This window comes from Cryobacterium sp. LW097 (genome assembly GCF_002205495.2).
Taxonomy (GTDB): Bacteria; Actinomycetota; Actinomycetes; order Actinomycetales; family Microbacteriaceae; genus Cryobacterium; species Cryobacterium zongtaii.
In genome coordinates, this window is sequence record NZ_CP021992.1 from 1,763,888 (window position 1) to 1,787,681 (window position 23,794).

Consider the following 23,794-nt stretch of genomic DNA (forward strand, 5'->3'; position numbering starts at 1 on the left):
CATGAGACGCGTCGAAGCAGATCCGTATCCGATCGTTGCCAGTGACCTGACCATCGAATACCCGGGCCACGGCGCCAGCCCCGCGTTCGTGGCGCTGCGCGGACTGACCCTGACCCTCGGCCGGGGGGAAGTCCTCGGACTGCTGGGCGAGAGCGGGTCGGGCAAGAGCACGATCGCCCGGGTGCTCTCCGGGGCGGACTCCGGGACCGGCCACGGTGACGTGCGCGCGCAGATCACCGGTGGGCAGGCGACGGTGCTCGGCTACCCGCTGCGGCGCATCGGCCGACGCAAACTCGCCAGGCTCACCCTCGGCGTGGGGATGCTCGCCCAGAACGCCGCGAGCACCCTCCCCGCCAGCCTCACCGTGGCGGACATCGTCGCCGAACCCGTCCTCGAACGCGATCGGCGCTACGACAGAGCGGCGTTGGAGACCCTCGTCGCGACGATGATCGACGCCGTGCGCCTGCCGCTCTCGGTGCTGGGCAAGTACCCCTATGAGCTCAGCAGCGGCCAACGCCAGCGTGTTGCACTGGCCAAGGCCCTGGTCTTCGGGCCGACGCTGCTCATCGCCGATGAACCCACCGCGGGCGTGGATGCCCTGGTGCGCGACGATGTCATCGACCTGATCGGCGAGCTGCAACGAGAACGTGCCTTTTCGGCCGTGCTGATCAGCAACGACCTGAGCGTGCTCCGTCGGGTCGCCGACCGGATCGGGGTCATGCACCAGGGCGTCCTGGTCGGGCTGGGCACCATCGACGAGGTCTTCGACAACCCGTGGCATCCCTACGTCGTCGAACTCGCGGCGGCGCTGACGCTGGACGGCGCAGCTCTGGATTCCACCGTGCTGGATTCCACAGCTTCGGATTCCACCGTGCTGGATTCCGCGGCGCACGATGTCGGGGCCGACACCGACCGGAGCCCGGAGGCATGACCGGGCAGCACCGCGCGGTCCTCTCCGACGAACCCGAGCGCGACCCGGGCGGATGGCGGCCGACGGCCGGTCCGGTAGCCATCCTGCCCGAGGACAACGCTCTCTTCGCCGGCGCCGTCGCGTCGGCCGGGGGAGTCGTCGCCCCGCTGTCACCGGACACCCGGGGACTCATCTGGCTGTCATACGCCCGCGCCGCGGAACTCGAGGAGGTGCTGGCGGAAAACCCCCAGATCGGCTGGGTGCAGCTGCCCTGGGCCGGTGTCGACGCTTTCGCCGACATTCTCTCCCGGCATCAGCGGCACGACCTGCTCGTGACCAGCGCCAAGGGCGCCTACGCCCAACCGGTGGCCGAACACGCGTTGGCCTTGATCCTGGCGTCGCTGAGGGTGCTCCCCGTGCGAGCCAGGGCGCGGTCCTGGAATTCGGTGCCCGCCGGAGCATCGCTCTATGGCCGGTCGGTGCTGATCATCGGGGCCGGCGGCATCGCCCGTGAACTGATCCGGCTGCTCGAACCGTTCGGCACCCGCATCGTGGTGGCGCGTCGCAGCTCGGAGCCCGTGCCGGGAGCCGCCCGCACCGTGCCGGTGGGGCAGCTGAACACGGAGCTGCCCCTGGCCGACTTCGTGGTGGTCGCTGCCGCGTTGACCGGCGACACCCGGCACCTGCTCGGCGGGGCCGAACTCGCCCTGATGGCGTCGACCGCCCACCTGGTGAACATCGCCAGAGGCCCCCTGGTCGACACCGACGCGCTCGTGGCCGCTCTGGCCGCCGGCACGCTCGCGGGCGCGGCCATCGACGTCACCGACCCGGAACCGCTGCCGGACGGGCATCCGCTCTGGAGTGAGCCCCGGTGCCTCATCACGCCGCACATGGCCGACACGCCCGAGATGACCGCGCCGCTTCTGGCCGAGAGAATTCGGCTCAATGTGGCCGCTTTGCTGGGAAACGGGCCGTTTGTCGGGGTTGTCGACCCCGCTGCGGGGTACTGAGCGTCCACTCGGATTTGGTGCACGGCGAACTTTTGGTAAAGTAACTACGCCGTTCAAGCGAGGGAAACTTTCGCTGAGCATGCATTCCTCGATAGCTCAATTGGCAGAGCAGCGCACTGTTAATGCGCAGGTTCTTGGTTCGAGTCCAAGTCGGGGAGCGAAAAGGCCACTAGGGGCTCCACCCCCGGTGGCCTTTTTTGTGCGTGCCGCTAGTCTGATCCCGAAAAGATGCGAAAGGTGGCGGTTGTGTTCCCCTGGCAGACCCTCAGCGCTGTACTGGCCGTGCTCACCCTGGCCGTGGTCATTCTCTGGTTGCTTGCCGTGGCGCAGCAACGCCGCAGCCGCTTCGCCAGATCGGCGGCCGAACGCGTGCGCATCGACCTCGAGCTGTCCCTCGCCGAGCAGCACGGGCGTCTCGCGATCATCCGCGAGCTGCAGGACATCGCCGTGCTGTCTCTCGCACGCCTCATCACCCGGGCCGAGGGGGCCCGGTACACGGCCGAGAGCGACCCATCCACGGCCGTGCGCGCGGCGACGGCCCTGGTCGAGGACGGCAGGGTCGCTCTCGCCGACCTGCGCCGGGTCCTGACCATCGCCAGGGAGGGCGAGGCCATCGCGACCAGCGCACCGGGCCTGCAATCGGCCCGCAGCCTCTTCGGCGTGATGCGCGACGCCGGCCTGGCCGTCGCCTTCACCGAGTCTGGTGACAGGTTCCCGCTCAAACCCGGGGCGGAGCTCGCCATCTACCGCATCCTGCAGAGCGCCCTCGCGAACGCGCTCAAGCACGGCGGGCCCGGCACCGAGGCCAGAGTGTCGTTCACCTGGACCCAGGACGGCCTGCAGCTCCTCATCGACGACGACGGCATCCGCGCGGCGGCCAAGCGGGAAAGCGCCTCGCCCTCGGATTTCGCCGCCAAGACCGCCTACACGATCGACGACGACCTCAAGGCCCTGAGCGAGAGCGTCTCGGGCGCCGGGATCACCCAGATGCGCGAACGAGCACAGCTCTTCGGCGGGATCTTCAACGCCGGAACCGTGCCGGGGGTCGGCTTCTCGGTCTCAGCCGTCTTCCCGTCGCTGCGGTTCCACAACGGTGTGCACGGCGTCAACCTGACCCGCTGACCCGCTCGGCGTCTCAGCAGCTCAGCTTTCGAGGTCGTCCACACCGGGCAGCCAGGTCACGCCGGGCACACCCCAGCCGCGCTTCCGGCTGACCTTGGCGGCGATCTTGGCGTAAGAGTGTTCGAGCCGGTCCACGTAGAGGGTGCCGTCGAGGTGGTCGAACTCGTGCTGGAAAATCCGTGCCAGCCAGCCGTCGGCCCGGATCTCGAAGGGCTTCTGGTCAAGGTCCACGGCGCGCAACACGGCCGAGCCGGCCCGCTGCAGCGGAAACCGCTCGCCGGGAAACGACAGGCACCCCTCGACGTCTTCGTCCTCATCGGCCTCACCGGCGGGGACCGGCGTGATCCAGAGCTCCGGATTGATCGCGACACCCCTGGTCTCGACCTCGTCGTCGTCGAGGTAGCTGAACGTGAACAGCCGCAGCCCGACCCCCACCTGGGGTCCGGCGAGACCGACACCGGGAGCGGCATCCATCGTCTCGAACATGTCCTGCACCAGCGTGCGCAACTCGTCGTCGAACTCGACGACGGGAGCGGCGGGGGAGTGCAGGACGGGGTCACCTGAAATTACTATCGGTCGAACGGCCATTCACCAAGGATATCGGCATGGATCTCGATAGTCTCGTTGAGTGACTCCCGACCTGACAGACCTGGCTGGAGAGATCGCGATTGATCCGCGCCAGGCAATCGGCATCCCGCTCGCGTTGATCGGCGCTGTCTTCCTCTCCCTTGGCGCACAATTCCAGCACCGCGGTGTGACCAAGGTGGAAGCCCACACGAGGGAAATCACCGGCGGACTGAATACCCGGCAGCTGGTGCTCTTGCTCTCCCGGCCCTCCTGGGTGTTCGGCACCGTGATGCTCGGTCTGGCCATCGCCTTCCAGCTCACCAGCCTCGCCTTCGCGCCCCTCATCGTCGTGCAGCCCCTCGGGGCGGTGGCTCTGGTGATCACGGCGATCCTGAACGCCAGGGTCAGCCACGTCAAGCTGAACCGAGCCTCGGTCATCGCGATCGCGATGTGTGTCGGCGGGGTCGGACTCTTCGTCACCGTCGCCGCGTTCACGGCGGTCGACAAGCCCGTGACGGATGCGAACCTGATCACCATCCTGGTGGTCCTCGCTGTGGTCCTGGCCGCCTTCGCCGTCGCGTTCGTGCTGCTGCGCAGCCGGTTCAAGGCGATTTTTTACATCATCGGCGCCGGCGTGCTGTACGGATTCGTGGCCACCCTCGCCAAGGTGATCATCAACCGCATCCAGAACGGCAACGTCGAGTGGCTCACCGTCGTCTGCGTCGTCGGCCTGCTCCTCGCTGCTGCGTCGGGCGCCTACTTCGTGCAGAACGCATACTCGTCGGGTCCGCCCGACCTCGTCATCGCGGGTCTGACCGTGATCGACCCGATGATCGCCGTCGGCATCGGCGTCATCGTGCTCGGCGAAGCCTCTCAGGCGCCGACCTGGGCCGCCGTTCTTTTCGCGGTCGCCGGCGCCGTGGCGATGTGGGGCGTCTTCAGGCTCGCGAAGTATCACCCGCAAACCCAGAGCTGACCGGTGCTTTTCGTGAACGCGCCGCGTCTGGGGGGCTGCCATGGGTCAAGCGGTTTAGAATAGGGTGCTAACACACCTCGACGGCGAGAATCGTTGAGACCCAGACTTCGCGCCGGACGCTGATCCCCGGCCCACCTACGTAGGGACTATCCCACTTGAGCGCTTCATCTGATTTACCGGGCAGCTCGTCCGACCCGGCCATGCCGGGCACCACCCGACCCATCCGGGTTCTCATCGCCGCAGACACCTTCGCGCCCGATGTGAACGGCGCGGCCCGTTTCGCGGAACGGCTCGCCGCCGGCCTGGTCGGACGCGGCCACGTGGTGCAGATCATGGCTCCGGCTCCGACGCGCAAGCACGGCACCTGGACCGAGGTGCACGAGGGCGAATCGATGACCGTGCACCGTCTGCACAGCTGGCGGTGGCGCCCGCACGACTGGCTCCGCTTCGCGCTGCCGTGGATCGTGCGCAAACAGAGCCGTGCCATCCTCGACTCGTTCCAGCCCGACGTCGTGCACTTCCAGTCCCACATCGTGGTGGGTCGCGGTGTGTCGATCGAGGCACAGAAACGCGGGATCCGCATCATCGGCACCAACCACTTCATGCCGGAGAACATGCTGCAGTTCTCCCTCGTTCCCAAGGGTTTCCAGGACCAGCTCGTCAAGGCACTCTGGAAGGACGCTGAACATACCTTCAAGCGTGCAGAGGCCGTCACCACGCCGACCCGCCGGGCGGCGGAGTTCCTGGAGAAGTACACGGGGCTCGCGGGGGTGCAGGCCATCTCCTGCGGAATCGACGCCGACAACTATTCCCCCAGCTTCGCTCCGCGCACCGAGAACCGGATTCTCTTCGTCGGCCGGGTCACCGGTGAGAAGCAGATCGACGTCCTGGTGCAGGCCGTCGCCCTGTTGGATCCGAACCTGTGTGCCCAGGTTGAAATCGTCGGCGGTGGCGACCAGCGCCGCAACCTGGAACACCTCGTGGAATCGCTCGGACTGAGCGCACAGTTCACGTTCACGGGTTATGTCACCGACGAGGAGCTGCGCGAGGCCTACACGCGTGCCACGGTGTTCGCGATGCCGTCCATTGCGGAACTGCAGAGCATTGCGACCATGGAAGCGATGGCGTCGGGTCTCCCGATCGTGGCGGCGAACGCAATGGCGCTGCCGCACCTGGTCCACGACGGGCAAAACGGCTACCTGTTCGAGCCGGGCAGCGCCCAGGACCTTGCGGACAAGCTGACCCGCGTGTTCACGACGTCGCCCGACGAACTGGACGCCCTCAAGAACGAGTCGCTGAAGCTGATCGAGGCACACGACATCAAGCGCACCCTGACGACATTCGAACGCCTCTACCGCGGCGTATCCACGGCGGACACGAACTCCAGCGTCCAGCCGGATCCGGCCGCGGCCCACCCTCCGGTCCTGGACGTCACGCCTCGGCGCGACTGAAGGGCGGCGCCTGGCCGATACTATGGTCAGGCACGGGGTGGTAGCTCAGCTGGTTAGAGCACGCGGCTCATAACCGCACGGTCACGGGTTCAAGTCCCGTCCACCCTACGAGAAAGCACGGTTTGTGTACATCCTGGTGACCCGATCGAGTTCGGAACGGCTCCGGGTCAGGGAGCTCGACGCCGCCGGCGTTCCCGAGGGTGCCGACACAACGCTCACGACCGACGAGTTCCGTGCGGTGGTGCGGGAACGCGATCAAGACGCGGTGCGCTGGGTCTGGGAGGACACCGCGCGGAGCTATCCCGTCCTGCTGCGGGGGAGTGTCACTGTCCAGCGCTGCCACGATCTACGGCTGTGTCACGCCATCCTGCGCAACTCGGCGCTGACCGGCGGAAGCGCGCTGGCGAACGCCCCGGCAAGCCGGTGGGATGCGCCTGCTGCGGCCGTCCCCGTCGAATCCCCGGGGACGACCCTGTTCGAGATGGATCTGGGTCTGGCCGACGACGCAGGACCGGAGCCGGCCGACGACGACGTCCTGGCGGAGTTCCAGGCCCAGCTTCAGGCGGTCCACGCCTCGGCCGACCCCGGCCGGTTGCGTCTGCTCCTGGCGGCAGAATCCGTTGGCGCCCTCATCGCGGCCGAAATGCAGTTCGCCGGACTGCCGTGGCGGAGCGCAATCCATGACAGCCTGCTCACCGCAGAACTGGGCCCGCGGGCAGCCTCGGGCATCCGGCCGGCACGGTTGGAAGAACTCGCGGGGCGTATCCGCACCGAACTCGGCGACCTGGAGGTCAACCCGGATTCCCCGCCAGACCTGCTCCGGGCGCTCAACCGGGCTGGGCTGGCCGTGGCGACCACGCGGGCATGGGAGTTGGAGAAGCTCGAACACCCCGTCATCGAGCCCCTCCTGCGCTACAAGAAGCTGTCCAGGCTGCTCGCCGCCAACGGATGGTTCTGGATGGAGAGTTGGATCATCAACGACCGCTTCCACCCTGAGTACCTGCCGGGCGGGGTGGTGACCGGTCGATGGGCGACCCGCGGCGGCGGTGCCCTGCAGCTGCCCAAGCAGATTCGCGGCGCGGTCGTGGCCGACCCCGGCTGGAGCTTCGTGGTGGCGGACGCAGCCCAATTGGAGCCTCGCATCCTGGCCGCATTGTCCACCGACACCGCCATGGCCGCCGCCGGACGGGGCACTGACCTCTATGCCGGAATCGTGGCGAGCGGAGTGGTGGACACCCGCGCTCACGCCAAGGTCGCCATGCTCGGCGCCATGTACGGCGCCACATCCGGGGAAAGCGGGCGCCTGCTGCCTCGACTGGCGCGCGCATATCCGCGGGCGATCGCCCTGACCGAGGCGGCGGCGAGGGCGGGGGAGCGCGGCGACGTGGTCAGCACCCGGCTGGGCCGGTCCTCGCCGCGGCCAGGGGGCGGCTGGCAGGACGACCAGGCCCGCGGGTCAGAGGCCGGGGCGACACCGGCCGACGAACGCCGGGCCAGGAGCCAGGCCAGGGACTGGGGCCGGTTCACCCGCAATTTCATCGTGCAGGGAAGCGCCGCGGAGTGGGCGCTGTGCTGGATGGCCGAGATCAGGAAAGGGCTTCGGGCCCTGCCGGTCCCGCCACAGCCGCCCACCGTGTTCGCGCGCGGTCAGGTGCCGGCCCGGACGCCCCCCAGCCCGTTCGCGGACATCCCTCATCTGGTCTTCTTCCTGCACGATGAGGTCATCGTGCACACCCCTGCGGCACTGGCCGGCGAGGTGTCGCGAATCGTCACCGAGGCGGCCTCGACGGCGGGCCGACTGCTGTTCGGCGATTTCCCGGTGGACTTCCCGTTGACCTGCGTTGTAGTGGACAGTTACGCGGACGCAAAATAGGTCACGACGATGTGCCGGGCCGACGGCCCCGTTTGGGTCGCTGCAGGCTCAGCTCGCGGTGCAGTCGAGGTTCCTCCTCCGCTGGAGGACGATCGGCGACAGCGGCCACGGTATCGAGCCAGGCAAGCGCGGCCCGGGCCTGGACGAGCTGGGCCTCGGTGGCCAACCGTTCCTGACCGGACTCCCAGGGACGCCCGCTCCCGTCTCCGCCGCGGTTCAGCCTCAGCTGCCAGGCGGATCGGTAGCCGGCCAGCAGCGGCGCAAGATCGACGTGCGGCAGGGACGAGGCGATCAGCACCCTGTCCAGCATGTCGGTCCAGTCGGCTCCGGAGTCGCTGTCGGTCTCCCGCAGCCAGGCCAGAGCCTCGGCGTGGCCGCCCCCGGTCAGCCTGTACAGCGGGAGACCATCCTCGGTGCTGCCCGCCGCCTCGACGGAGCCCTGGCGGACCAGTCGCTCCAGGGTGCTGTAGATCTGTCCGACGTTCACCGTGCGCCGGCCGGCGGTGCGGGTCGCCAACTCGCCGTGCAGCTGGAAGCCGTATGCCGGGCCCATGGTGAGGATGGCGAGAAGCGAATTGCGTACCGACACGATGTCTCCAGCCTGCGGCTGCGACGGTCGCGGTCGACCTCTAAAGCCATACCGAATATACATTAGAGAACGACCGGCTGTTGGGATTTCCCGGCCGGGTGGGGCATAATTCAGCTAGCCGCCGAAATGTGTTCCGCGGGTCCTGGTTGAAAGTCGTTTGAGATCGTTGGGGAAGACGCACCTCGAACACCATCCAGGGAACGGAGAACACTATGACGGCACCCCGCACTCGTCAGTCACCGGCTGCACGGGGAGTTTTGTATGTGCACTCGTCGCCGCGCGCCCTGTGCCCCCACGTGGAGTGGGCCGCCGGCAGCGCGCTAGATGAGGCGGTCAGCTTCGACTGGAGCGAACAGCCTGCCCTCCCGGGCGCCCAGCGTGCGGAGTTCTTCTGGGAGGGCGCTGCGGGCGGCGGCGCGGCCATAGCGTCCGCCCTGCTCGGCTGGGATCAGCTGCGCTTCGAGGTGACCGAGGACCCGGGGCCCGGCCGCGATGGTGGCCGCTGGCTGCACACGCCGGCTCTGGGCATCCACTTCGCCCAGACCGACACGGCCGGGAACGTCGTCCTGCCGGAGGACCGTCTGCGTGCGGCCATCCACGCGGCGGGTACCGACTCCGTGCACCTGCACCGTGAGCTGCGGCGCGCCTTGGGCCAGGCCTGGGATGACGAACTGGAGCCGTACCGGCACGCCAGCGACTTCTCCAGCGTGGTCTGGCTGCACAATGTCGGCTGAGTGCGGGCGAGGCCGGGGCCCCGCCCGCGACGGCTAGACCGAGCGGAACGCGACGACGGCGTTGTGGCCGCCGAAACCGAACGAGTTGCTGATGGCCAGGAGATCGCCGGTGCCCAGGGCACGCGGCGAGGTGACCACGTCGAGCGGGATGGCGGGGTCCTGCTGGGTCAGGTTGATGGTCGGCGGAAGGATCCGTTCGGCCAGGGCCTTCACCGTGAACAGCGCCTCGATCGCGCCGGCTCCGCCGAGCAGGTGCCCGGTGGACGCCTTGGTTGCCGAGACCGGGATTCCGTCGAGGAGGTCCCCGAACACGCGGCGGAGCGCGTTGTACTCAGCGATGTCGCCCACCGGGGTGCTCGTGGCGTGGGCATTGATGTGCATCACGTCGGACAGGTCGACCCCGGCGTTGTGGATCGTCGCGATCATGGCCCGCGCGGCGGCCGATCCCTCGGGATCCGGCGCGGTGATGTGGTAGGCGTCGCTCGTGATGGAGCCGCCGAGCAGTTCGGCGTAGATGTGCGCACCACGGGCGAGGGCGTGCTCTTCGGTTTCGATCACGAGGGCCGCAGCGCCTTCGCCGAGCACGAAGCCGTCGCGGCTGACGTCATACGGGCGGGACGCGGTGGCGGGGGAGTCGTTCCGCTTGGAGAGCGCCTGCATCGCCGCGAAGGATGCGATCGGCAGCGGGTGGATGGCCGCCTCCGAGCCACCGGCGATGACGACGTCGGCCAGTCCGGCCTGCAGACGGTTGTACGCGTTGACGAGAGATTCGGTGCTGGACGCACAGGCCGACACGACCGTCGTGATGCCGGCGCGGGCGTGCAGGTCCATGCCGATCGCTGCTCCGGGACCGTTGGGCATCAGCATGGGCACGGTCATCGGCAGGACCCGACGGGGTCCACGCTCGCGCAGGGTGTCCCAGGCGTCGAGCAGGGTCCACACTCCGCCGATGCCGGTGGCCCAGTCGACGGCGAGACGTTCGGGGTCGACCTCAGGCATCCCGGCATCGGCCCAGGCCTCGCGGCCGGCGATCAGGGCGAACTGGCTGGACGGGTCGAGGCGTTTGGTTTCCTGACGGGCCAGAACGTCGACGGGGCGCACCCTGGCCTGGGCGGCGAAGGTGATGGGGAGCGCGGTGCGCTCAACCCACTCGTAGTCCAGAGTGGATGCGCCGGACTCGCCGGCGAGGAGGGCGTTCCAGGTGTCGGTGGCGTTCCCGCCGAGGGGCGAGGTGGCACCGAGGCCGGTGACAACGATTTTTTTGGTCATAACAACGACTCTCCGTCAGAACGTGCTCGAGTGAGAACGTGTGCGAAACGAGGTGGAAACCCCGGTTGGAGCGTCCCTGGAGAACGGACCGGCTGGCAGAGCCAACCGGCCCGTTCGGGCGTGGACCTAGTCCTGGGCCTTGACGATGAACTCGACGGCGTCGCCGACGGTCTTGAGGTTCTTGACCTCTTCGTCGGGGATCTTGACGTCGAACTTTTCTTCAGCGTTGACGACGATGGTCATCATCGAGATGGAATCGATGTCCAGGTCGTCGGTGAACGACTTGTCCAGCTCAACCGTGTCGGTTGCGATGCCCGTCTCGTCGTTGATGAGCTCGGCCAGGCCGGCAAGAACTTCTTCGGTGGACAATGCCATGTTGTTTCTCCTTGGGGGTGTCTCGTTTGACCGAGATTCAGTTTAGTTGGACAGAGGGGAGCTACGGCAGCACAACCACCTGCGCGCCGTAAACCAGGCCGGCTCCGAAGCCGATCTGGAGGGCAAGACCTCCGCTGAGTTCGGGGTGTTCCTCGAGCAAGCGGTGGGTGGCTAGGGGGATCGACGCGGCCGAGGTGTTCCCGGTCGTGGCGATGTCGCGGGCGATGACGACGGACTCCGGCAGCTTGAGCTGCTTGGCGAACTCGTCGACGATGCGCATGTTCGCCTGGTGCGGGATGAAGGCGGCGAGTTGGTCGGCGGTGATGCCGGCGGCGGCCAGGGTCTGCTTGGCGATCTTCGCCATGTCCCAGACGGCCCAGCGGAAGACGGTCTGGCCCTCCTGGCGCAGGGTCGGCCATTCCTTCTCGCCCCGTCGGTATTCCTGCAGGGTGCCGTTCATCCCCACGGCGTCAGCGCGCCCGTCCGAGCCCCACACCGAGGCGGAGATGCCGGGGTAGTCGCTCGGGCCGATGACAACGGCGCCTGCACCGTCACCGAGCAGGAACGAGATGCTCCGGTCGGTGGGGTCGACCATGTCGGAGAGTTTCTCCGCACCGATGACCAGGGCATAGTGGGCGGCGCCGGACCGGATGAGGGCATCCGCCTGGGCGACACCGTAGGCGTAGCCGGCGCAGGCGGCGTTGAGGTCGAAGGCGGCGGCGGGAACCGCACCGATACGCTCGGCGACGACGGCGGCCATCGACGGCGTCTGGCGGCCGTTGCTGATGGTGGCGATGATGATGGCGTCGATGAGCTCAGGGGCGATGCCGGAGCGTTCGATGGCCTCGAGTGCGGCGGTCGTTGCGAGGTCGACGGCCAGCACATCCTGGCTGGCCCTGGTGCGGGTGATGATTCCGGTGCGCTGCTGAATCCACTCGTCGGACGAGTCGATCGGGCCGACGATGTCGTCGTTGGGAACAATGAGGTCGCCGCGGGCGGCGCCGACGGCGAGGATGCGGGTGTACTGGGCGCCCTGCGACTGCAGGAGTTGTGGCTGGGTCATTCGTCTCTTCCGGTGGCGACTCTGGCTGATTCAGGCCTGGCGGTCGATCAGGTCGTACGCAGCGGGCAGGTCGTCGGGGGTCTTGATGGCCACGCTCGGGATGCCCCGCAGGGCGCGCTTGGCCAGTCCGACGAGTGCGCCGGCCGGTGCGACCTCGATGATTCCGGTCACTCCAGCGTCGGCAAACGACTGCATACACAGGTCCCACCGTACCGGCGACGACACCTGACCGACGAGCAGGTCGACGAAACGCGACCCGTCGGCCACGGTGCTGCCGTCATGATTCGTCCACAGCGGCAGGGTCGGGGTCTGCGGGTTCAAGCCTGTCGCCACGTCGGCGAGGTGCGCGACGGCGGGACGCATGTGGCGGGTGTGGAAGGCGCCGGCGACCTGGAGCGGGATGACGCGGCTCTTGGCGGGCGGATCGGCGGCGAGGGCGGCGAGGGCGTCGAGGTCACCGGCGACCACGATCTGGCCGCCGCCGTTGAAATTGGCCGGTTCCAGGCCGAGGTCTGCGAGTCGGGCCAGGAGTTCGGCCTCGTCCCCGCCGAGGACGGCGCTCATGCCGGTGGGCGTGACGGCGGCTGCGGCCTTCATGGCACGCCCGCGCTCCCCGACGAAGGTGAGAGCGTCCGAGGAGCTGAGGACTCCGGCGCCGGCCGCGGCGGTGATCTCCCCGACGGAGTGCCCGGCGATACCGCCGATGGCGTCGCGCCGGCCGTCGGCGAACAGGGCGGTGAGGGCGAGGAGCCCGGCGGCCACGATGAGCGGCTGGGCGATCGCGGTGTCGCGGATCGTGTCGGCATCAGCGACAGTTCCCGCCGTCACGAGGTCGGTCGAGGACTGCTCCGACATGGCGCGGAGCTGTTCGGCATAGGCCGGATCCTGCAGCCAGGGTTCGAGGAATCCGGGCGTTTGCGAGCCCTGACCGGGACAGACGACAACAATCATTTCCTTAGTCTCCCAATTCGAAACGGACGGAGGGTGTGGGCAATCTACCGACTATCCGCGGAACGTTTGTCAGATACCGCAAACGGGGGTTCAGCGGCGCCGAGTCGAGCCGTCGTGGTCACTGATCGAACCGATGATCAGCGCCGACTGCAGGATGAGCGCCTCTCTGGCCCCCGTCGCGTCATAGCCGATCACGTCGGACACCCGCTTGAGGCGGTAACGCACGGTGTTGGGATGCACGAACAGTTCACGCGCCGTCGCCTCGAGCGAGCGGCCGTTGTCCAGGTAGCACCACAGCGTGGTGAGGAGTTCGGTGGAGTGCGCCTGCAACGGGCGATAGATCCGGTGGATGAGCGTGGCGCGCGCGAGCGGATCACCGGCCAGGGACCGCTCGGGAAGCAGGTCGTCGGCCTGCACCGGCCTGGGAGCGTTCCGCCAGGAGCGGGCGACGGCGAACCCGGCCAGGGCCGCCTTGGCGCTTTTGGAGGCATCGACGAGGTTGGGCACCTCGTGACCGAGGACGAGGTGGCCGGGGCCGAAGCTGGGCTCGAGCTGCATGGCGATCTCCATGAAACTGAGTGAGGACGGTCCTCCGGCGGCTTCGTCGGCCTCGGGGTTGGCCGGGTGGGCCCGGCCGATGACCAGCACCAGCCGGTTGCCCTGCACGCCGATCAGCACGTCGGCGGTCATGTGCCGCGCCGCCCGGCGTAGCTGGTCGACGTCGAGCATCTTCGGTGTGGTGCCCACGAGCACACAGACCTCGCCGTGGCCGTGCCAGCCGAGGGCCGCGATCCTGCTGGGCAGTTCGTCGTCGTACTCGCCGCTGAGGATGGAGTCGACGACCAGGGCTTCGAGCCTGGCGTCCCAGAGCCCCCGGGCCTCCGCGGCGCGGGCGTAGACATCCGCGGCACCGAAGGCGATTTCGCGGGAGTACAGCAGGATCGCCTCGCGGAGGGTCTCCGAGCCGTCCTTGACCCGCTCTTCGACGACCTCGACGGTCACCCTGATCAGCTGCAGGGTCTGCTGCAGGCTCACCGAGCGGAGCAGTTCCCGGGGAGCGGCGCCGAAGACATCCGCCGCGATCCACGGTGTGGACCGTGGGTCGTCGTACCAGGAGATGAAGGAGGTGATGCCGGCCTGGGCCACCAGGCCGACGGCGGACCGCCGCCCTGGTGGCATGTCGCCATACCAGGGCAGCGTGTCCTCGAGTCGTTTCAGCGTCGCCGTAGACAACTCACCCGAAATTGTGCGCAACCAGGTGAGGGTCTGTTCCTTTGTCTTCGGCGCCGGTGACACGGTCCGGGTTAGCTCTCGCCACCGGCCGAGCCGGTGTTGCCGGCCAGGACATCGTGAAGGCGGTACTTGTCGATCGCCTGCTGGATGAGGCTGCGGTCGATTTCGCCGCTGTTGGCGAGCTGCTGCAGCGTGCGGACCACCATGGACGGGCCGTCGATCTTGAAGAACCGGCGAGCCGCGGGGCGGGTGTCGGAGAACCCGAAGTCGTCGGCACCCAGGGTGGCGAAGTCGCCGGGGATGAACTGGCGGATCTGATCCGGAACGGCGTGCATGAAGTCGGACACCGCCACGAACGGACCGGCCGTGTTGGCGAGCTTGTCCGTCACATACGCGGTACGCGGCTCCTCGTTCGGGAAGAGGAAGTTGTGCTCCTCCGCCGCGAGGCCGTCCCGGCGCAGTTCCGACCAGGACGTGACCGACCAGACATCGGCGGACACCCCCCAGTCCTCGGCGAGCAGGGTCTGCGCTTCGAGTGCCCACGGCACCGCAACGCCGGAGGCCAGCAGCTGGGCCTTCGGGCCGGCCACGGTGGACTCCGACACGCGGTGGATGCCGCGGATGATGCCGTCGACGTCGACATCGGCCGGCTCGACGGGCTGCACCTGCGGCTCGTTGTACACGGTGATGTAGTACATGACGTTCGGGTCGGTGTGGGTGCCGCCGTACATCCGCTCGAGGCCGGACCGGACGATGTGCCCGATCTCGTACCCGAAGGCGGGGTCGTACGACACGACGGCCGGGTTGGTCGACGCGAGCAACGGCGAGTGGCCGTCGGCGTGCTGCAGGCCTTCACCGGTGAGGGTGGTCCGGCCGGCGGTGGCGCCGATCATGAAGCCGCGGGCCATCTGGTCGCCGGCGGCCCACATGGCGTCGCCGGTGCGCTGGAAGCCGAACATCGAGTAGAACACGTACACCGGGATGAGCGGCTCACCCTGGGTGGCGTACGACGTTCCGACGTTCGTGAAGGCGGCGAGGGCGCCGGCCTCGTTGATGCCGACGTGGATGATCTGGCCCTGCGGGCTTTCCTTGTAGGCCAGCAGCTGCGCGTGGTCCACCGACGTGTAGTGCTGACCGTTGGGGTTGTAGATCTTCGCGTTCGGGAAGAACGCGTCGATGCCGAAGGTGCGAGCCTCGTCGGGGATGATCGGCACGATGCGGTGGCCGAAGTCCTTCGAGCGCAGCAGCTCCTTGAGCAGCCGGACGAACGCCATGGTGGTGGCGATCTCCTGGGTGCCGGAGCCCTTCTTGGTCACGGCGTAGGTCGAGTCGTCCGGCAGGTTCACCTGGGTGTACTTGCTGCGACGCTCGGGCAGGTAGCCGCCGAGCGCGCGGCGGCGCTCGTGCATGTACTGGATCGCCTCGTCGTTCTCACCGGGGGTGTAGTACGGCGGCTGGTACGGGTTGGCCTCGAGCTGCGCATCCGTGATCGGCACGTGCATGCTGTCGCGGAAGGTCTTGAGGTTGTCCAGCGTCATTTTCTTCATCTGGTGGGTCGCGTTGCGCCCCTCGAAGCTCGGGCCCAGGCCGTAGCCCTTGACCGTCTTCGCCAGGATGACCGTCGGTTGGCCCTTGTGCTCCGATGCGGCCTTGAACGCGGCGTAGACCTTGCGGTAGTCGTGGCCACCACGCTTGAGGTTCCAGACCTCGTCGTCGGTGTAACCCTCGACGAGCTTGAGCGCGCGCGGGTCGCGACCGAAGAAGTTCTCGCGCACGTAGGCGCCACTCTCGGCCTTGTAGGTCTGGTAGTCACCGTCGGTGGTGACGTTCATCAGGTTCAGCAGGGCACCGTCGGTGTCACGAGAGAGCAGGTCGTCCCACTCGCGGCCCCACACCACCTTGATGACGTTCCAGCCGGCGCCGCGGAAGAAGCTCTCCAGCTCCTGGATGATCTTGCCGTTACCGCGCACCGGACCGTCGAGTCGCTGCAGGTTGCAGTTGACGATGAAGTTGAGGTTGTCGAGACCCTCATTGGCGGCGACCTGGAGCTGTCCGCGGCTTTCGACCTCGTCCATCTCGCCGTCGCCGAGGAAGGCCCAGACCTGCTGGTCGCTGGCGTCCTTGATGCCCCGGTTGGTCAGGTACCGGTTCAACTGCGCCTGGTAGATCGCGTTGATCGGGCCCAGGCCCATCGAGACCGTCGGGAACTGCCAGAAGTCCGGCATCAACCGGGGGTGCGGGTACGACGAGATGCCGTCGGGCGCGTGCGACTTCTCCTGACGGAAACCGTCGAGCTGGTTGGCGCTCAGACGGCCCTCCAGGAAGGCGCGGGCGTAGGTGCCGGGGGAGGCGTGGCCCTGGATGAAGATCTGGTCTCCACCGCCCGGGTGGTCCTGGCCGCGGAAGAAGTGGTTGAAGCCGGTCTCGTAGAGAGCAGCTGAGGAGGCGTACGTCGAGATGTGGCCGCCGACCGCGATGCCGGGGCGCTGGGCGCGGTGCACGAGCACGGCGGCGTTCCAACGGATCCAGGCGCGGTAGCGGCGCTCGATGTCTTCATCGCCGGGGAAGTCAGGCTCGTTCGACGAGGCGATGGTGTTGATGTAGTCCGTGGTGGGCACCATCGGAACGTTCAGGTGCAATTCCTTGGACCGCTTGAGCAGGCTGAGCATGATCTCGCGGGCCCGGCCGGGGCCGTTGGCCGCGACCAGCGCGTCGAGGGATTGCGACCATTCGGACGTCTCATCCGGATCGGCGTCCGAGTTGTCCATTGAGTACGGGTCTTGGTCGTTGACAGTCACACTCGACCTCTTTCTGTAGGGCAGATCGTGTGGGGGAAGATCATGCCTGGTTAGGCGTGCCGGACAGAACTAGGTCGGGTCACGACCGAAAGGCACCCCGTCAGCCTAGTGATTCTTACTGGGAAGCGCGTACGGCGGCGCCGCAGTGTGCCGGGTCAGTGTTGGTGAAGCCTCCTGGGGCGGCTAGGCTTGCCCCCCGTATTCAGCCATCGTCCCCCGATGGCCGGAAAGGACACGCACCATGGCGCTGGAGAATGACACCCAGGCACCCGACTTCGAGCTCGTCAGCCAGTACGGCGAGCGAATCCAGCTCAGCCGGTACCGGGGTGAGAAGTCCGTGGCGCTGGTGTTCTTCCCCCTGGCCTTCTCCGGAATCTGCAGCGGCGAACTCTGCGAGCTGCGCGACAACCTCGCGCTCTTCGCCGACAACAGTGTCGAGCTGATCGGTATCTCCGTGGACTCCCGGCACACCCTGCGGGCCTGGGGAGACCAGGAGGGCTACGGGTTCACCCTGCTCGCCGACTTCTGGCCGCACGGCGCCGTCGCCAAGGAGTACGGGGTCTTCCTCGAAGACAAGGGCTTCGCCAACCGGGCGACCTTCCTGATCGATCCGGACGGCATCATCCGGGCGAGTTTCATCACCGCTCCGGGGGAGGCCCGCTCGCTCGCGGCGTATCGGGCAGCCCTCGACGAGCTGCAGCCGGCCTAGTTTTCCTCCCGGCCGGAATGTCGCTAAGCTCGTGCCATCCTGTTATCCGAAAATCTTCGGTCGGGGCCTTTAGCTCAGTTGGTAGAGCGCCACGTTTACACCGTGGATGTCATCGGTTCGAGCCCGGTAGGGCCCACACACTTCTGATCATCGGTAGCCACGCGTGATTTATGATGGGGTGATGGCGACACAGACACGCGAGGGCCAACTCGTCGAGGCCTTCGTGACTCTCGCCGACACTCTGGTGGTCGGCTACGATCTCGTCGATCTCTTGCACACCCTCGTCACCCAGTGCGTGCCGCTCTTCGACGCGTCGGCCGCGGGCATCATCCTCACCGACGATGAGGAGTTCGAGGTCGTCGCTTCCACCAACGAGCGCAGCCGCCTCATCGAGATCCTCCAGCTGCGCAGCGGTTCCGGTCCGTGCGTGGAAAGTGTCATCACCGGGCACGCCGTCTCCGTTCCCGACATCGAGGCCTCCGGTCCGAAGTGGCCCCGATTCCGTGCCGGCGCCGTCGAGCAAGGCTTCAGGTCGATGTTCTCGGTGCCGATGCGCCTGCGGACGACCACGATCGGGTCGCTGAACCTGTTCTGGGACCGCACCGGTGGGCTGCCGGGTTCCGACGCGCCGACGGTGCAGGCCCTCGCCGACGTGGCCACGATCGGGATCCTCCAGGAACGGGCGTTGCGGGAAAGTGACGTCGCCCGGCAGCAGTTGCAGTACGCGTTGAGCAGCCGAGTCGTGATCGAACAGGCCAAGGGCGTCGTGGCCTACACCCGGAGCGCCACCATGGACGAGGCCTTCGCTCTGATGCGCCAGCACGCGCGGTCGAACGGGCTGCCGCTGGCCGAGGTGGCCGCGCAGATTGTCAGCGGAGACCTCGCGCTTTAGTCCGCACGGACGTAGTATTTGCCTATAGCCCCAGACCCTGGCTGCACGTGTCTTTTTCCGTGACAAGCAGGGAAGCATCATGAAACGCATTTTTCATCCGGGTGGCTCGATAGTCACCGGTACCGCACTGGCTGACGCTGTGATGCTCTATGCCGAAGCGCTGAGCAACCGTCGGGAAACCGATGTCGTCGACATCCCGGTGATAACCGCTGATGGCAGTCACGGTCGGGCGCAGTTCCTGATCGGGTCGTCCAGCCAACTGGTCTGCGTGACCAGCACCGAAAGCGACTGGGAACTGACCGAGATCGCGACGACCCAAGCGCTGCAGGACAAGGTGCGGGTGGGTACGATGGCCGCGTCGCTGGCGTGGGCGGGTGCGCCGCAGGGGTCGCCACAGTTCGACGAATTCGACTACTGACCGCGCCCGGCAGCATCACCGTGCGGGAAAGCAGCGGGTTCGGATGCCCTCAGGCGCTGGCCGACGATGCGAGCGACGTCGTGTCGCTCGTGGTGGGGAGCCCGCGTGCGATGAGAACGGGGACGTTGATGTTCATCAGGACGTCGTGGGTGACCGAACCGATCAGCGTGTTCTCGCCGTGCCGGGTCGATACTCCCAGGATCAACAGGGCGGCGTCGAAACTGGCGTCGAGGAGGGCCTCGGCCGGGTCCCGGTGCGCGACACGGCGTCGCACCGTGATCCGGGACGCCATGGTGGCGGCCTCGGTGGCGGCGTCCTGCAGCATACGCGCGGCCTGCGGGCTACGGTCCTCAACAGGGTCCGAGCGCGACGACTCGGATCGAGGCGAGCCCGGAGGAGCGTAAACCAGGAGCAGATCCTGGTCGAGTCTGGCCGCCTCCTGCGCGCCCAGCCGCACCGCGGACAGGGCGCCGTCGGTGCCGTCAACGCCGACGACGACGTCGTGGCGGGAATCGAGAGTCGTGTCTGGCACGATGGCCACCGAGCAGCGCGCCGCAGAGGCGATCTGCACGCTCCGCGAGCCGAGCACCCGGCCGCGCAGGAAGCCGGTCTTGTGGGTGCCGACGATCAGAAGGTCCTCGGGGCTGGGCAGTGTGGCGAGCGCCCACGCCGTGCCGCCGTGCACGATCCGCGTTGTCAGGGTCACCCCGGAGTGCAGCGCTGTGACCCGGGCGGACTCCTCGATCAGAAGTTCTTTGGCCTGACGCTCCGCATCGGCGGCAGCGTCCCGGCCGACCAGACCCCATTCGTCGTCGACCGTGTTGACGAGTACCACGTCGGCGTTCCGCTCTGCGGCGCGGCGGACCCCCCAGCGCAACGCGGCTCGGCTCGGGCCGGAACCGTCGACACCGATGTAGTAGGTGGCGCTCATTCTGACGCCCCCGATAGCTGCGGCTCGGCGGCGGGCCGGCTGCGCGGCACGACGACGACCGGGCAGGGCATGTTCAGGAGCACGTCGTGACTGACGGAGCCGAGAATCAGTCCAGCCACGGCACCGCGGCCGTGTGTTCCCACGACGAGAAGCGCCGCGTGCCCGGCTGCTTCGACCAGGGCAGGCGCCGCGGCGCCCTGTACCAGGGTCCCGGATGCGTCGACCGCCGGGTGTTGGGCCCTGACCCGTTCGAGGGCACGGGCCAGGATGTCCTCGTGCGCCTCGATCAGGGCGTCGAACGGCACAGCGGCGCCGTAGTCCACACCGAGAGTCGCCGGGATCGACCAGGCATGCACGAGTACGAGCGGTACGGCGCGGCGGGCGGCCTCGGCCGCCGCGACGTCGAGGGGGGCATCCATGGTGCCGTCATCCTCGATGCCGACCACGACCCTGTCGCCGCCGGCGACCCAGCCGGCCGGAACGACCACGACGGCCGAGTGCGCGTGAGCGGCGAGCCGAAGCGGCAACGTGCCGTGCACGGCGCCGGCCAGCGCGCTGGTCTTGTTGGTCCCGATCACGAGCAGGTCGGCCGCGGACGAAGCCCGCACCAACTCGTCGACGGGAACACCACGGCGCACGACACCTGTCGCCTTGACCGCGGGGACGTTCTGCGCCACAAAACGGGTGGCCTCGGCCAGGGCACGTTCGTAGACGGGCTGAAAATCATCCTCGGGGCCGCCGACCGGCGACCAGCCGAGTTCAACGACGGTGGTCAGCTCCAGACTCAGCGGCACGTCCTCGGCCCTGGCCAACGCCCAGTCCAGGGCGGCCCGGCTCGCCGGCCCCCCGTCAACGGCTACGATCACTCTCTCAACCATGAGTTGATCTCCAGTTCTTCCCGGGGTGCTTCGGGAGATGACACATCTCCAGAATGGGCCGGAGTGCGAATCCGGGGAAGGGCCGAAGGTCCCAGTCAGGTACACTTTGGGCTAGCTCCGACCGAAAGGGGACGCATTCCGTGACCGTTCCTGAGACCAGGCTTTCGTTTCCCGACGGACCGCGGTCCGCTCTTGACCAGGCGCTGTCCGAACTCGTCCTGAACGCCCAGAAAGTGCTCGCCACCCAGGGGCGGCTGCGCAGCCTGCTTCAGGCGAGCCAGGCCGTCGTCGAAGAACTCGACCTCGCGGCCGTGCTCCGCCGCATCGTGGACGTCGCCGTCGACCTCGTCGGAGCCCGGTACGGCGCGCTGGGTGTCATCGCACCCAACGGCAATCTGGAGCAGTTCATCCACGTCGGCATCCCGGACGAGCTGGCCACGTCGATCGGCCACTTACCGGCCGGGCACGGTCTACTGGGCGCCCTCATCGACGACCCGCACGCCATCCGCCTGACGCACCTGGGCGAGGATCCCCGATCTTCGGGCTTTCCGGCGCACCACCCGCCGATGGACAGCTTCCTCGGCGTGCCCGTGCGGGTGCGCGGCGAGGTGTACGGCAACCTCTACCTGTCCAATCAGGTGTCCGGCGCGTTCAGCGAAGAAGACGAGGAACTGCTGACCGCCCTGGCCGCCACGGCGGGCATCGCGATCGACAACGCCCGTCTCTTCGACGAGACCCGCCGCCGGCAGCGCTGGTCGGCGGCATCGGCCGAGATCAGCGCCGCGCTGCTCTCCGACCGGGCGGATGCCTCCCTCGAACTCCTCGCCGATCGTTTCGCGTCACTGGCCGACGCCGATCTGGTCTGCGTGGTCCTCGCCGCAGGCGAAAGCACGCTCATCGTCGACACCGCCAGGGGAAAACTCGCCAAGCAAGTGAAGGGACTCGTCATCCCGTCCGCCGGAACCACCGTCGGGCGGGCCTTCGAAAGTGGCCAGCCGATCCTCACGGCCGACGGCGGTGCCAGCCTCGACCAGCCGGACGCCCAGCTGGTGCTCGGCCCGACAATGGTGATCCCGCTGCTGGCCTCCGGCCGCACCCACGGTGTCATGACGGTGTCCCGCTCCTCCGGCCGACCCCGTTTCACCACCTCCGACCTCGAGATGGCAGCGGACTTCGCCGGCCAGGCCAGTGTTGCGCTCGAACTCGCCCGCGGCCGGTCCGCCGGCCAGAAACTGGCGCTTCTGGAAGACCGAAGCCGGATCGCCCGCGATCTGCACGACAACGTCATCCAGCGGGTGTTCGCGGCCGGCATCGGGCTGCAGGCCATCAGCGGGTCGGTTGACGACCCCAACGTCCGGGAGCGCATCATCGAGGAGGTCGTGGCGCTCGACGTGGCGATCGTCGAGATCCGCACGGCCATCTTCGCCCTGACCGCCGAGACCAGCCGCGACCGCGGCTCGATCCGTCACCGTGTGATCGACCTGCTCAGTGAACTCGCGTCGCTCTTCGACCAGACCCCCCGCCTGGTCTTCACCGGCCCGATCGACCTGCTGACCCCGCCGGAGATGTCCGATGACATCGCCGCGGTCATCCGGGAGGGGCTGATGAACGTGATCCGTCATGCCGACGCCACCGAAACCGTCGTCAACCTCAGTGTCGCGGACGACCTGGTGGTGATCGAGGTGGTCGACAACGGCATCGGCGTCGTGGAATCCGACCGGCGCAGCGGACTGGCCAACCTCTCCGCCAGGGCGCAGCAGTGGGGCGGCGACCTCGTCCTCGAGAACCGTGCCAGGGGCGGCAGCCGACTGCGCTGGACCGCCCTCATCGAACCTGAACCTGTACGAAAGGAATCGTGATGATCCGAGTCTTCCTCGTGGATGACCACGAAGTGGTGCGCCGCGGAATCGCGGACATGATCAACGCAGAGCCCGACCTCGAGGTCGTCGGTGAAGCGTCGACGGCTCGGCAGGCGGTCGCAAGGGTCGCGGCAACGGTACCCGACGTGGCGGTCCTCGACGTGCGGCTGCCCGACGGCAGCGGTATCGACGTGTGCCGCACCATCCGCTCGGCCAACCCCGGGGTGCAGTGCCTCATGCTCACTGCATACGACGACGACGAGGCCAGCTACTCGGCTGTCCTCGCCGGCGCATCCGGCTACGTCCTCAAGGACATCCGCGGGCAGCACCTGGTCGAGTCCATCCGTCGGGTCGCCCGCGGCGAGTCCCTCGTGCAGAAGGCCGTGACCCGCAAGGTGGTCACCGAGCTCACCGGCACCGCCGCGGATTCGCCGGCCTCCAATCTCACGACGAGGGAGCGCCAGGTGCTCGAGCTGATCGCGGAGGGACTGACGAACCGGCAGATCGGTGACCAGCTCGACCTGGCCGAGAAGACCGTGAAGAACTATGTGTCGGGCCTGCTCGCCAAGCTCGGCATGGCCAGGCGCACCCAGGCAGCCGTGTACGGCGCCGGGTTGCGCCCGCGGTAGTCAGCCGATGAGCGCCACGAACCGGCACCCGGCGATACCGGGTCCCGGCCAGGAGTCGGTCTGGGACTACCCGCGCCCGCCGCGGGTGGAACCGAGTCTGGAGCATGTTGTGCTCCGGTTCAACGGCACAGTGATCGCCGATACCAGGGACAGCGTTCGCGTGCTGGAGACCAGCCATCCGCCCACCTACTACCTGCCGAGGGACGCGTTCTCGGCCGGTGTGCTCGCCCCGGTCAACGGGCACAGCTTCTGCGAGTACAAAGGGCTGGCGTCCTACCTCAGCATCGTCGTCGGCGACCGACGGGCCGATGCGGTTGCCTGGCACTATCCCCATCCGGAGGCCGGCTTCGAATCGCTGGCCGGCCGGGTGGCCGTCTACCCCGGCCGGCTCGACGAGTGCACGGTGGACGGCGAACTCGTGCGCGCTCAGCCGGGCGACTTCTACGGCGGGTGGATCACCGACCGGATCGTCGGCCCGTTCAAGGGTGCGCCGGGCACACTGGGCTGGTGAGCGTCGGCACGTCGCCGGTTGTGGCGGCCGCCGGATAGTAGGCTGA

Annotated in this window: 23 protein-coding genes and 3 tRNA genes; 16 read left to right on the forward strand and 10 right to left on the reverse strand. The window is 67.9% G+C overall.

What is annotated here, in order from left to right; genetic code table 11:
- Position 1 precedes the first annotated feature (1 nt).
- The 4 genes from B7495_RS08105 (at position 2) to B7495_RS08120 (ending at position 3,042) form a co-directional block, all read left to right on the forward strand.
- The gene (locus B7495_RS08105; protein WP_088456127.1) at positions 2 to 931 is read left to right on the forward strand and encodes an ATP-binding cassette domain-containing protein; all 930 of its coding nucleotides are present in this window, start codon (positions 2 to 4) and stop codon (positions 929 to 931) included.
- The gene (locus B7495_RS08110) at positions 928 to 1,920 is read left to right on the forward strand and encodes a D-isomer specific 2-hydroxyacid dehydrogenase family protein (protein WP_088456128.1); all 993 of its coding nucleotides are present in this window, start codon (positions 928 to 930) and stop codon (positions 1,918 to 1,920) included. The genes B7495_RS08105 and B7495_RS08110 overlap by 4 nt, the downstream gene beginning before the upstream one ends.
- 85 nt (positions 1,921 to 2,005) lie before the next feature.
- Positions 2,006 to 2,078 (forward strand) — tRNA-Asn (locus B7495_RS08115).
- 88 nt (positions 2,079 to 2,166) lie between these two features.
- A complete protein-coding gene (locus tag B7495_RS08120; RefSeq protein ID WP_240632452.1) occupies positions 2,167 to 3,042 on the forward strand; it encodes a sensor histidine kinase in 876 nt (291 codons plus the stop codon).
- A 21-nt stretch (positions 3,043 to 3,063) separates the two neighbouring features.
- Here B7495_RS08120 and def read toward each other — a convergent pair whose 3' ends face one another.
- Positions 3,064 to 3,630 carry a peptide deformylase gene (gene def, locus B7495_RS08125; protein WP_088456130.1) on the reverse strand — a complete coding sequence of 189 codons (567 nt, stop codon included), beginning with the start codon at positions 3,628 to 3,630 and terminating at the stop codon, positions 3,064 to 3,066.
- 40 nt (positions 3,631 to 3,670) lie between these two features.
- Here def and B7495_RS08130 point away from each other — a divergent pair, with 40 nt between their 5' ends.
- From B7495_RS08130 to B7495_RS08145, 4 genes are all read left to right on the forward strand, one after another.
- Positions 3,671 to 4,585: a DMT family transporter gene (locus B7495_RS08130; RefSeq protein WP_088456131.1), complete on the forward strand. Its 915-nt coding sequence runs from the start codon at positions 3,671 to 3,673 to the stop codon at positions 4,583 to 4,585.
- 200 nt (positions 4,586 to 4,785) lie between these two features.
- Positions 4,786 to 6,036 (forward strand): glycosyltransferase, encoded by a 1,251-nt coding sequence (locus B7495_RS08135; RefSeq protein ID WP_088456132.1) that lies wholly within the window; start codon positions 4,786 to 4,788, stop codon positions 6,034 to 6,036.
- A gap of 34 nt (positions 6,037 to 6,070) precedes the next feature.
- Positions 6,071 to 6,144 (forward strand) — tRNA-Ile (locus B7495_RS08140).
- Between the two features lie 16 nt (positions 6,145 to 6,160).
- A complete protein-coding gene (locus tag B7495_RS08145; protein WP_088456133.1) occupies positions 6,161 to 7,909 on the forward strand; it encodes a bifunctional 3'-5' exonuclease/DNA polymerase in 1,749 nt (582 codons plus the stop codon).
- A 1-nt stretch (position 7,910) separates the two neighbouring features.
- Here the strand turns inward: B7495_RS08145 and B7495_RS08150 are convergent, their stop codons facing one another.
- Positions 7,911 to 8,498: a PadR family transcriptional regulator gene (locus tag B7495_RS08150; RefSeq protein ID WP_166788912.1), complete on the reverse strand. Its 588-nt coding sequence runs from the start codon at positions 8,496 to 8,498 to the stop codon at positions 7,911 to 7,913.
- Positions 8,499 to 8,710: 212 nt separating this feature from the next.
- Here B7495_RS08150 and B7495_RS08155 point away from each other — a divergent pair, with 212 nt between their 5' ends.
- Entirely contained in the window at positions 8,711 to 9,232 is a 522-nt protein-coding gene (locus B7495_RS08155; protein WP_088456135.1) for a DUF3145 domain-containing protein, read from the forward strand.
- Positions 9,233 to 9,265: 33 nt separating this feature from the next.
- Here B7495_RS08155 and B7495_RS08160 read toward each other — a convergent pair whose 3' ends face one another.
- The 6 genes from B7495_RS08160 to aceE all read right to left on the reverse strand — a co-directional run bounded on the left by B7495_RS08160 (position 9,266) and on the right by aceE (position 16,921).
- Positions 9,266 to 10,501 carry a beta-ketoacyl synthase gene (locus tag B7495_RS08160; RefSeq protein ID WP_088456136.1) on the reverse strand — a complete coding sequence of 412 codons (1,236 nt, stop codon included), beginning with the start codon at positions 10,499 to 10,501 and terminating at the stop codon, positions 9,266 to 9,268.
- A 126-nt stretch (positions 10,502 to 10,627) separates the two neighbouring features.
- Positions 10,628 to 10,876 (reverse strand): acyl carrier protein, encoded by a 249-nt coding sequence (locus tag B7495_RS08165; RefSeq protein ID WP_022883990.1) that lies wholly within the window; start codon positions 10,874 to 10,876, stop codon positions 10,628 to 10,630.
- A 61-nt stretch (positions 10,877 to 10,937) separates the two neighbouring features.
- Positions 10,938 to 11,939 (reverse strand): beta-ketoacyl-ACP synthase III, encoded by a 1,002-nt coding sequence (locus tag B7495_RS08170; protein WP_088456137.1) that lies wholly within the window; start codon positions 11,937 to 11,939, stop codon positions 10,938 to 10,940.
- 30 nt (positions 11,940 to 11,969) lie between these two features.
- The gene (locus B7495_RS08175; RefSeq protein WP_088456138.1) at positions 11,970 to 12,890 is read right to left on the reverse strand and encodes an ACP S-malonyltransferase; all 921 of its coding nucleotides are present in this window, start codon (positions 12,888 to 12,890) and stop codon (positions 11,970 to 11,972) included.
- 90 nt (positions 12,891 to 12,980) lie between these two features.
- Positions 12,981 to 14,123: a PucR family transcriptional regulator gene (locus B7495_RS08180; protein ID WP_370028245.1), complete on the reverse strand. Its 1,143-nt coding sequence runs from the start codon at positions 14,121 to 14,123 to the stop codon at positions 12,981 to 12,983.
- Positions 14,124 to 14,194: 71 nt separating this feature from the next.
- A complete protein-coding gene (gene aceE / locus B7495_RS08185) occupies positions 14,195 to 16,921 on the reverse strand; it encodes a pyruvate dehydrogenase (acetyl-transferring), homodimeric type (RefSeq protein ID WP_088456140.1) in 2,727 nt (908 codons plus the stop codon).
- A gap of 241 nt (positions 16,922 to 17,162) precedes the next feature.
- Here aceE and B7495_RS08190 point away from each other — a divergent pair, with 241 nt between their 5' ends.
- The 4 genes from B7495_RS08190 (at position 17,163) to B7495_RS08205 (ending at position 18,940) form a co-directional block, all read left to right on the forward strand.
- Positions 17,163 to 17,630, forward strand: coding sequence for a peroxiredoxin (locus B7495_RS08190; RefSeq protein WP_088456141.1), 468 nt, complete (start codon positions 17,163 to 17,165; stop codon positions 17,628 to 17,630).
- A 63-nt stretch (positions 17,631 to 17,693) separates the two neighbouring features.
- Positions 17,694 to 17,766 (forward strand) — tRNA-Val (locus tag B7495_RS08195).
- 45 nt (positions 17,767 to 17,811) lie between these two features.
- Positions 17,812 to 18,522, forward strand: coding sequence for a GAF and ANTAR domain-containing protein (locus B7495_RS08200; protein WP_088456142.1), 711 nt, complete (start codon positions 17,812 to 17,814; stop codon positions 18,520 to 18,522).
- Between the two features lie 79 nt (positions 18,523 to 18,601).
- On the forward strand, positions 18,602 to 18,940 hold the full coding sequence (locus B7495_RS08205; protein WP_133159863.1) for a hypothetical protein: 339 nt from the start codon (positions 18,602 to 18,604) through the stop codon (positions 18,938 to 18,940).
- A 49-nt stretch (positions 18,941 to 18,989) separates the two neighbouring features.
- On the opposite strand, the gene B7495_RS08210 is transcribed toward B7495_RS08205, so the two are convergent.
- The gene (locus B7495_RS08210; protein ID WP_088456144.1) at positions 18,990 to 19,871 is read right to left on the reverse strand and encodes a universal stress protein; all 882 of its coding nucleotides are present in this window, start codon (positions 19,869 to 19,871) and stop codon (positions 18,990 to 18,992) included.
- A complete protein-coding gene (locus tag B7495_RS08215; RefSeq protein WP_088456145.1) occupies positions 19,868 to 20,749 on the reverse strand; it encodes a universal stress protein in 882 nt (293 codons plus the stop codon). The genes B7495_RS08210 and B7495_RS08215 overlap by 4 nt, the downstream gene beginning before the upstream one ends.
- A 140-nt stretch (positions 20,750 to 20,889) precedes the next feature.
- Between B7495_RS08215 and B7495_RS08220 the strand changes: the two genes are divergently transcribed.
- From B7495_RS08220 to B7495_RS08230, 3 genes are read left to right on the forward strand one after another with little or no spacing between them, the layout of a single operon-like run.
- The gene (locus tag B7495_RS08220) at positions 20,890 to 22,608 is read left to right on the forward strand and encodes a GAF domain-containing protein (protein ID WP_240632454.1); all 1,719 of its coding nucleotides are present in this window, start codon (positions 20,890 to 20,892) and stop codon (positions 22,606 to 22,608) included.
- On the forward strand, positions 22,608 to 23,237 hold the full coding sequence (locus B7495_RS08225; protein ID WP_088456147.1) for a response regulator transcription factor: 630 nt from the start codon (positions 22,608 to 22,610) through the stop codon (positions 23,235 to 23,237). Before B7495_RS08220 ends, B7495_RS08225 begins: the two co-directional genes overlap by 1 nt.
- 7 nt (positions 23,238 to 23,244) lie before the next feature.
- Positions 23,245 to 23,748: a DUF427 domain-containing protein gene (locus B7495_RS08230; RefSeq protein ID WP_088456148.1), complete on the forward strand. Its 504-nt coding sequence runs from the start codon at positions 23,245 to 23,247 to the stop codon at positions 23,746 to 23,748.
- The last annotated feature ends 46 nt before the right edge of the window (positions 23,749 to 23,794 follow it).

Excerpts from the sequence above, each read along its gene's own strand:
- B7495_RS08105 (WP_088456127.1), top strand. The coding sequence starts at position 2 with ATGAGACGCGTCGAAGCAGATCCGTATCCGATCGTTGCCAGTGACCTG.
- B7495_RS08110 (WP_088456128.1), top strand. The coding sequence starts at position 928 with ATGACCGGGCAGCACCGCGCGGTCCTCTCCGACGAACCCGAGCGCGAC.
- def (WP_088456130.1), bottom strand. The coding sequence starts at position 3,630 with ATGGCCGTTCGACCGATAGTAATTTCAGGTGACCCCGTCCTGCACTCC.
- B7495_RS08135 (WP_088456132.1), top strand. The coding sequence starts at position 4,786 with ATGCCGGGCACCACCCGACCCATCCGGGTTCTCATCGCCGCAGACACC.
- B7495_RS08155 (WP_088456135.1), top strand. The coding sequence starts at position 8,711 with ATGACGGCACCCCGCACTCGTCAGTCACCGGCTGCACGGGGAGTTTTG.
- B7495_RS08160 (WP_088456136.1), bottom strand. The coding sequence starts at position 10,501 with ATGACCAAAAAAATCGTTGTCACCGGCCTCGGTGCCACCTCGCCCCTC.
- B7495_RS08165 (WP_022883990.1), bottom strand. The coding sequence starts at position 10,876 with ATGGCATTGTCCACCGAAGAAGTTCTTGCCGGCCTGGCCGAGCTCATC.
- B7495_RS08170 (WP_088456137.1), bottom strand. The coding sequence starts at position 11,939 with ATGACCCAGCCACAACTCCTGCAGTCGCAGGGCGCCCAGTACACCCGC.
- B7495_RS08175 (WP_088456138.1), bottom strand. The coding sequence starts at position 12,890 with ATGATTGTTGTCGTCTGTCCCGGTCAGGGCTCGCAAACGCCCGGATTC.
- B7495_RS08190 (WP_088456141.1), top strand. The coding sequence starts at position 17,163 with ATGGCGCTGGAGAATGACACCCAGGCACCCGACTTCGAGCTCGTCAGC.
- B7495_RS08200 (WP_088456142.1), top strand. The coding sequence starts at position 17,812 with ATGGCGACACAGACACGCGAGGGCCAACTCGTCGAGGCCTTCGTGACT.
- B7495_RS08205 (WP_133159863.1), top strand. The coding sequence starts at position 18,602 with ATGAAACGCATTTTTCATCCGGGTGGCTCGATAGTCACCGGTACCGCA.
- B7495_RS08210 (WP_088456144.1), bottom strand. The coding sequence starts at position 19,871 with ATGAGCGCCACCTACTACATCGGTGTCGACGGTTCCGGCCCGAGCCGA.
- B7495_RS08215 (WP_088456145.1), bottom strand. The coding sequence starts at position 20,749 with ATGGTTGAGAGAGTGATCGTAGCCGTTGACGGGGGGCCGGCGAGCCGG.
- B7495_RS08225 (WP_088456147.1), top strand. The coding sequence starts at position 22,608 with ATGATCCGAGTCTTCCTCGTGGATGACCACGAAGTGGTGCGCCGCGGA.
- B7495_RS08230 (WP_088456148.1), top strand. The coding sequence starts at position 23,245 with ATGAGCGCCACGAACCGGCACCCGGCGATACCGGGTCCCGGCCAGGAG.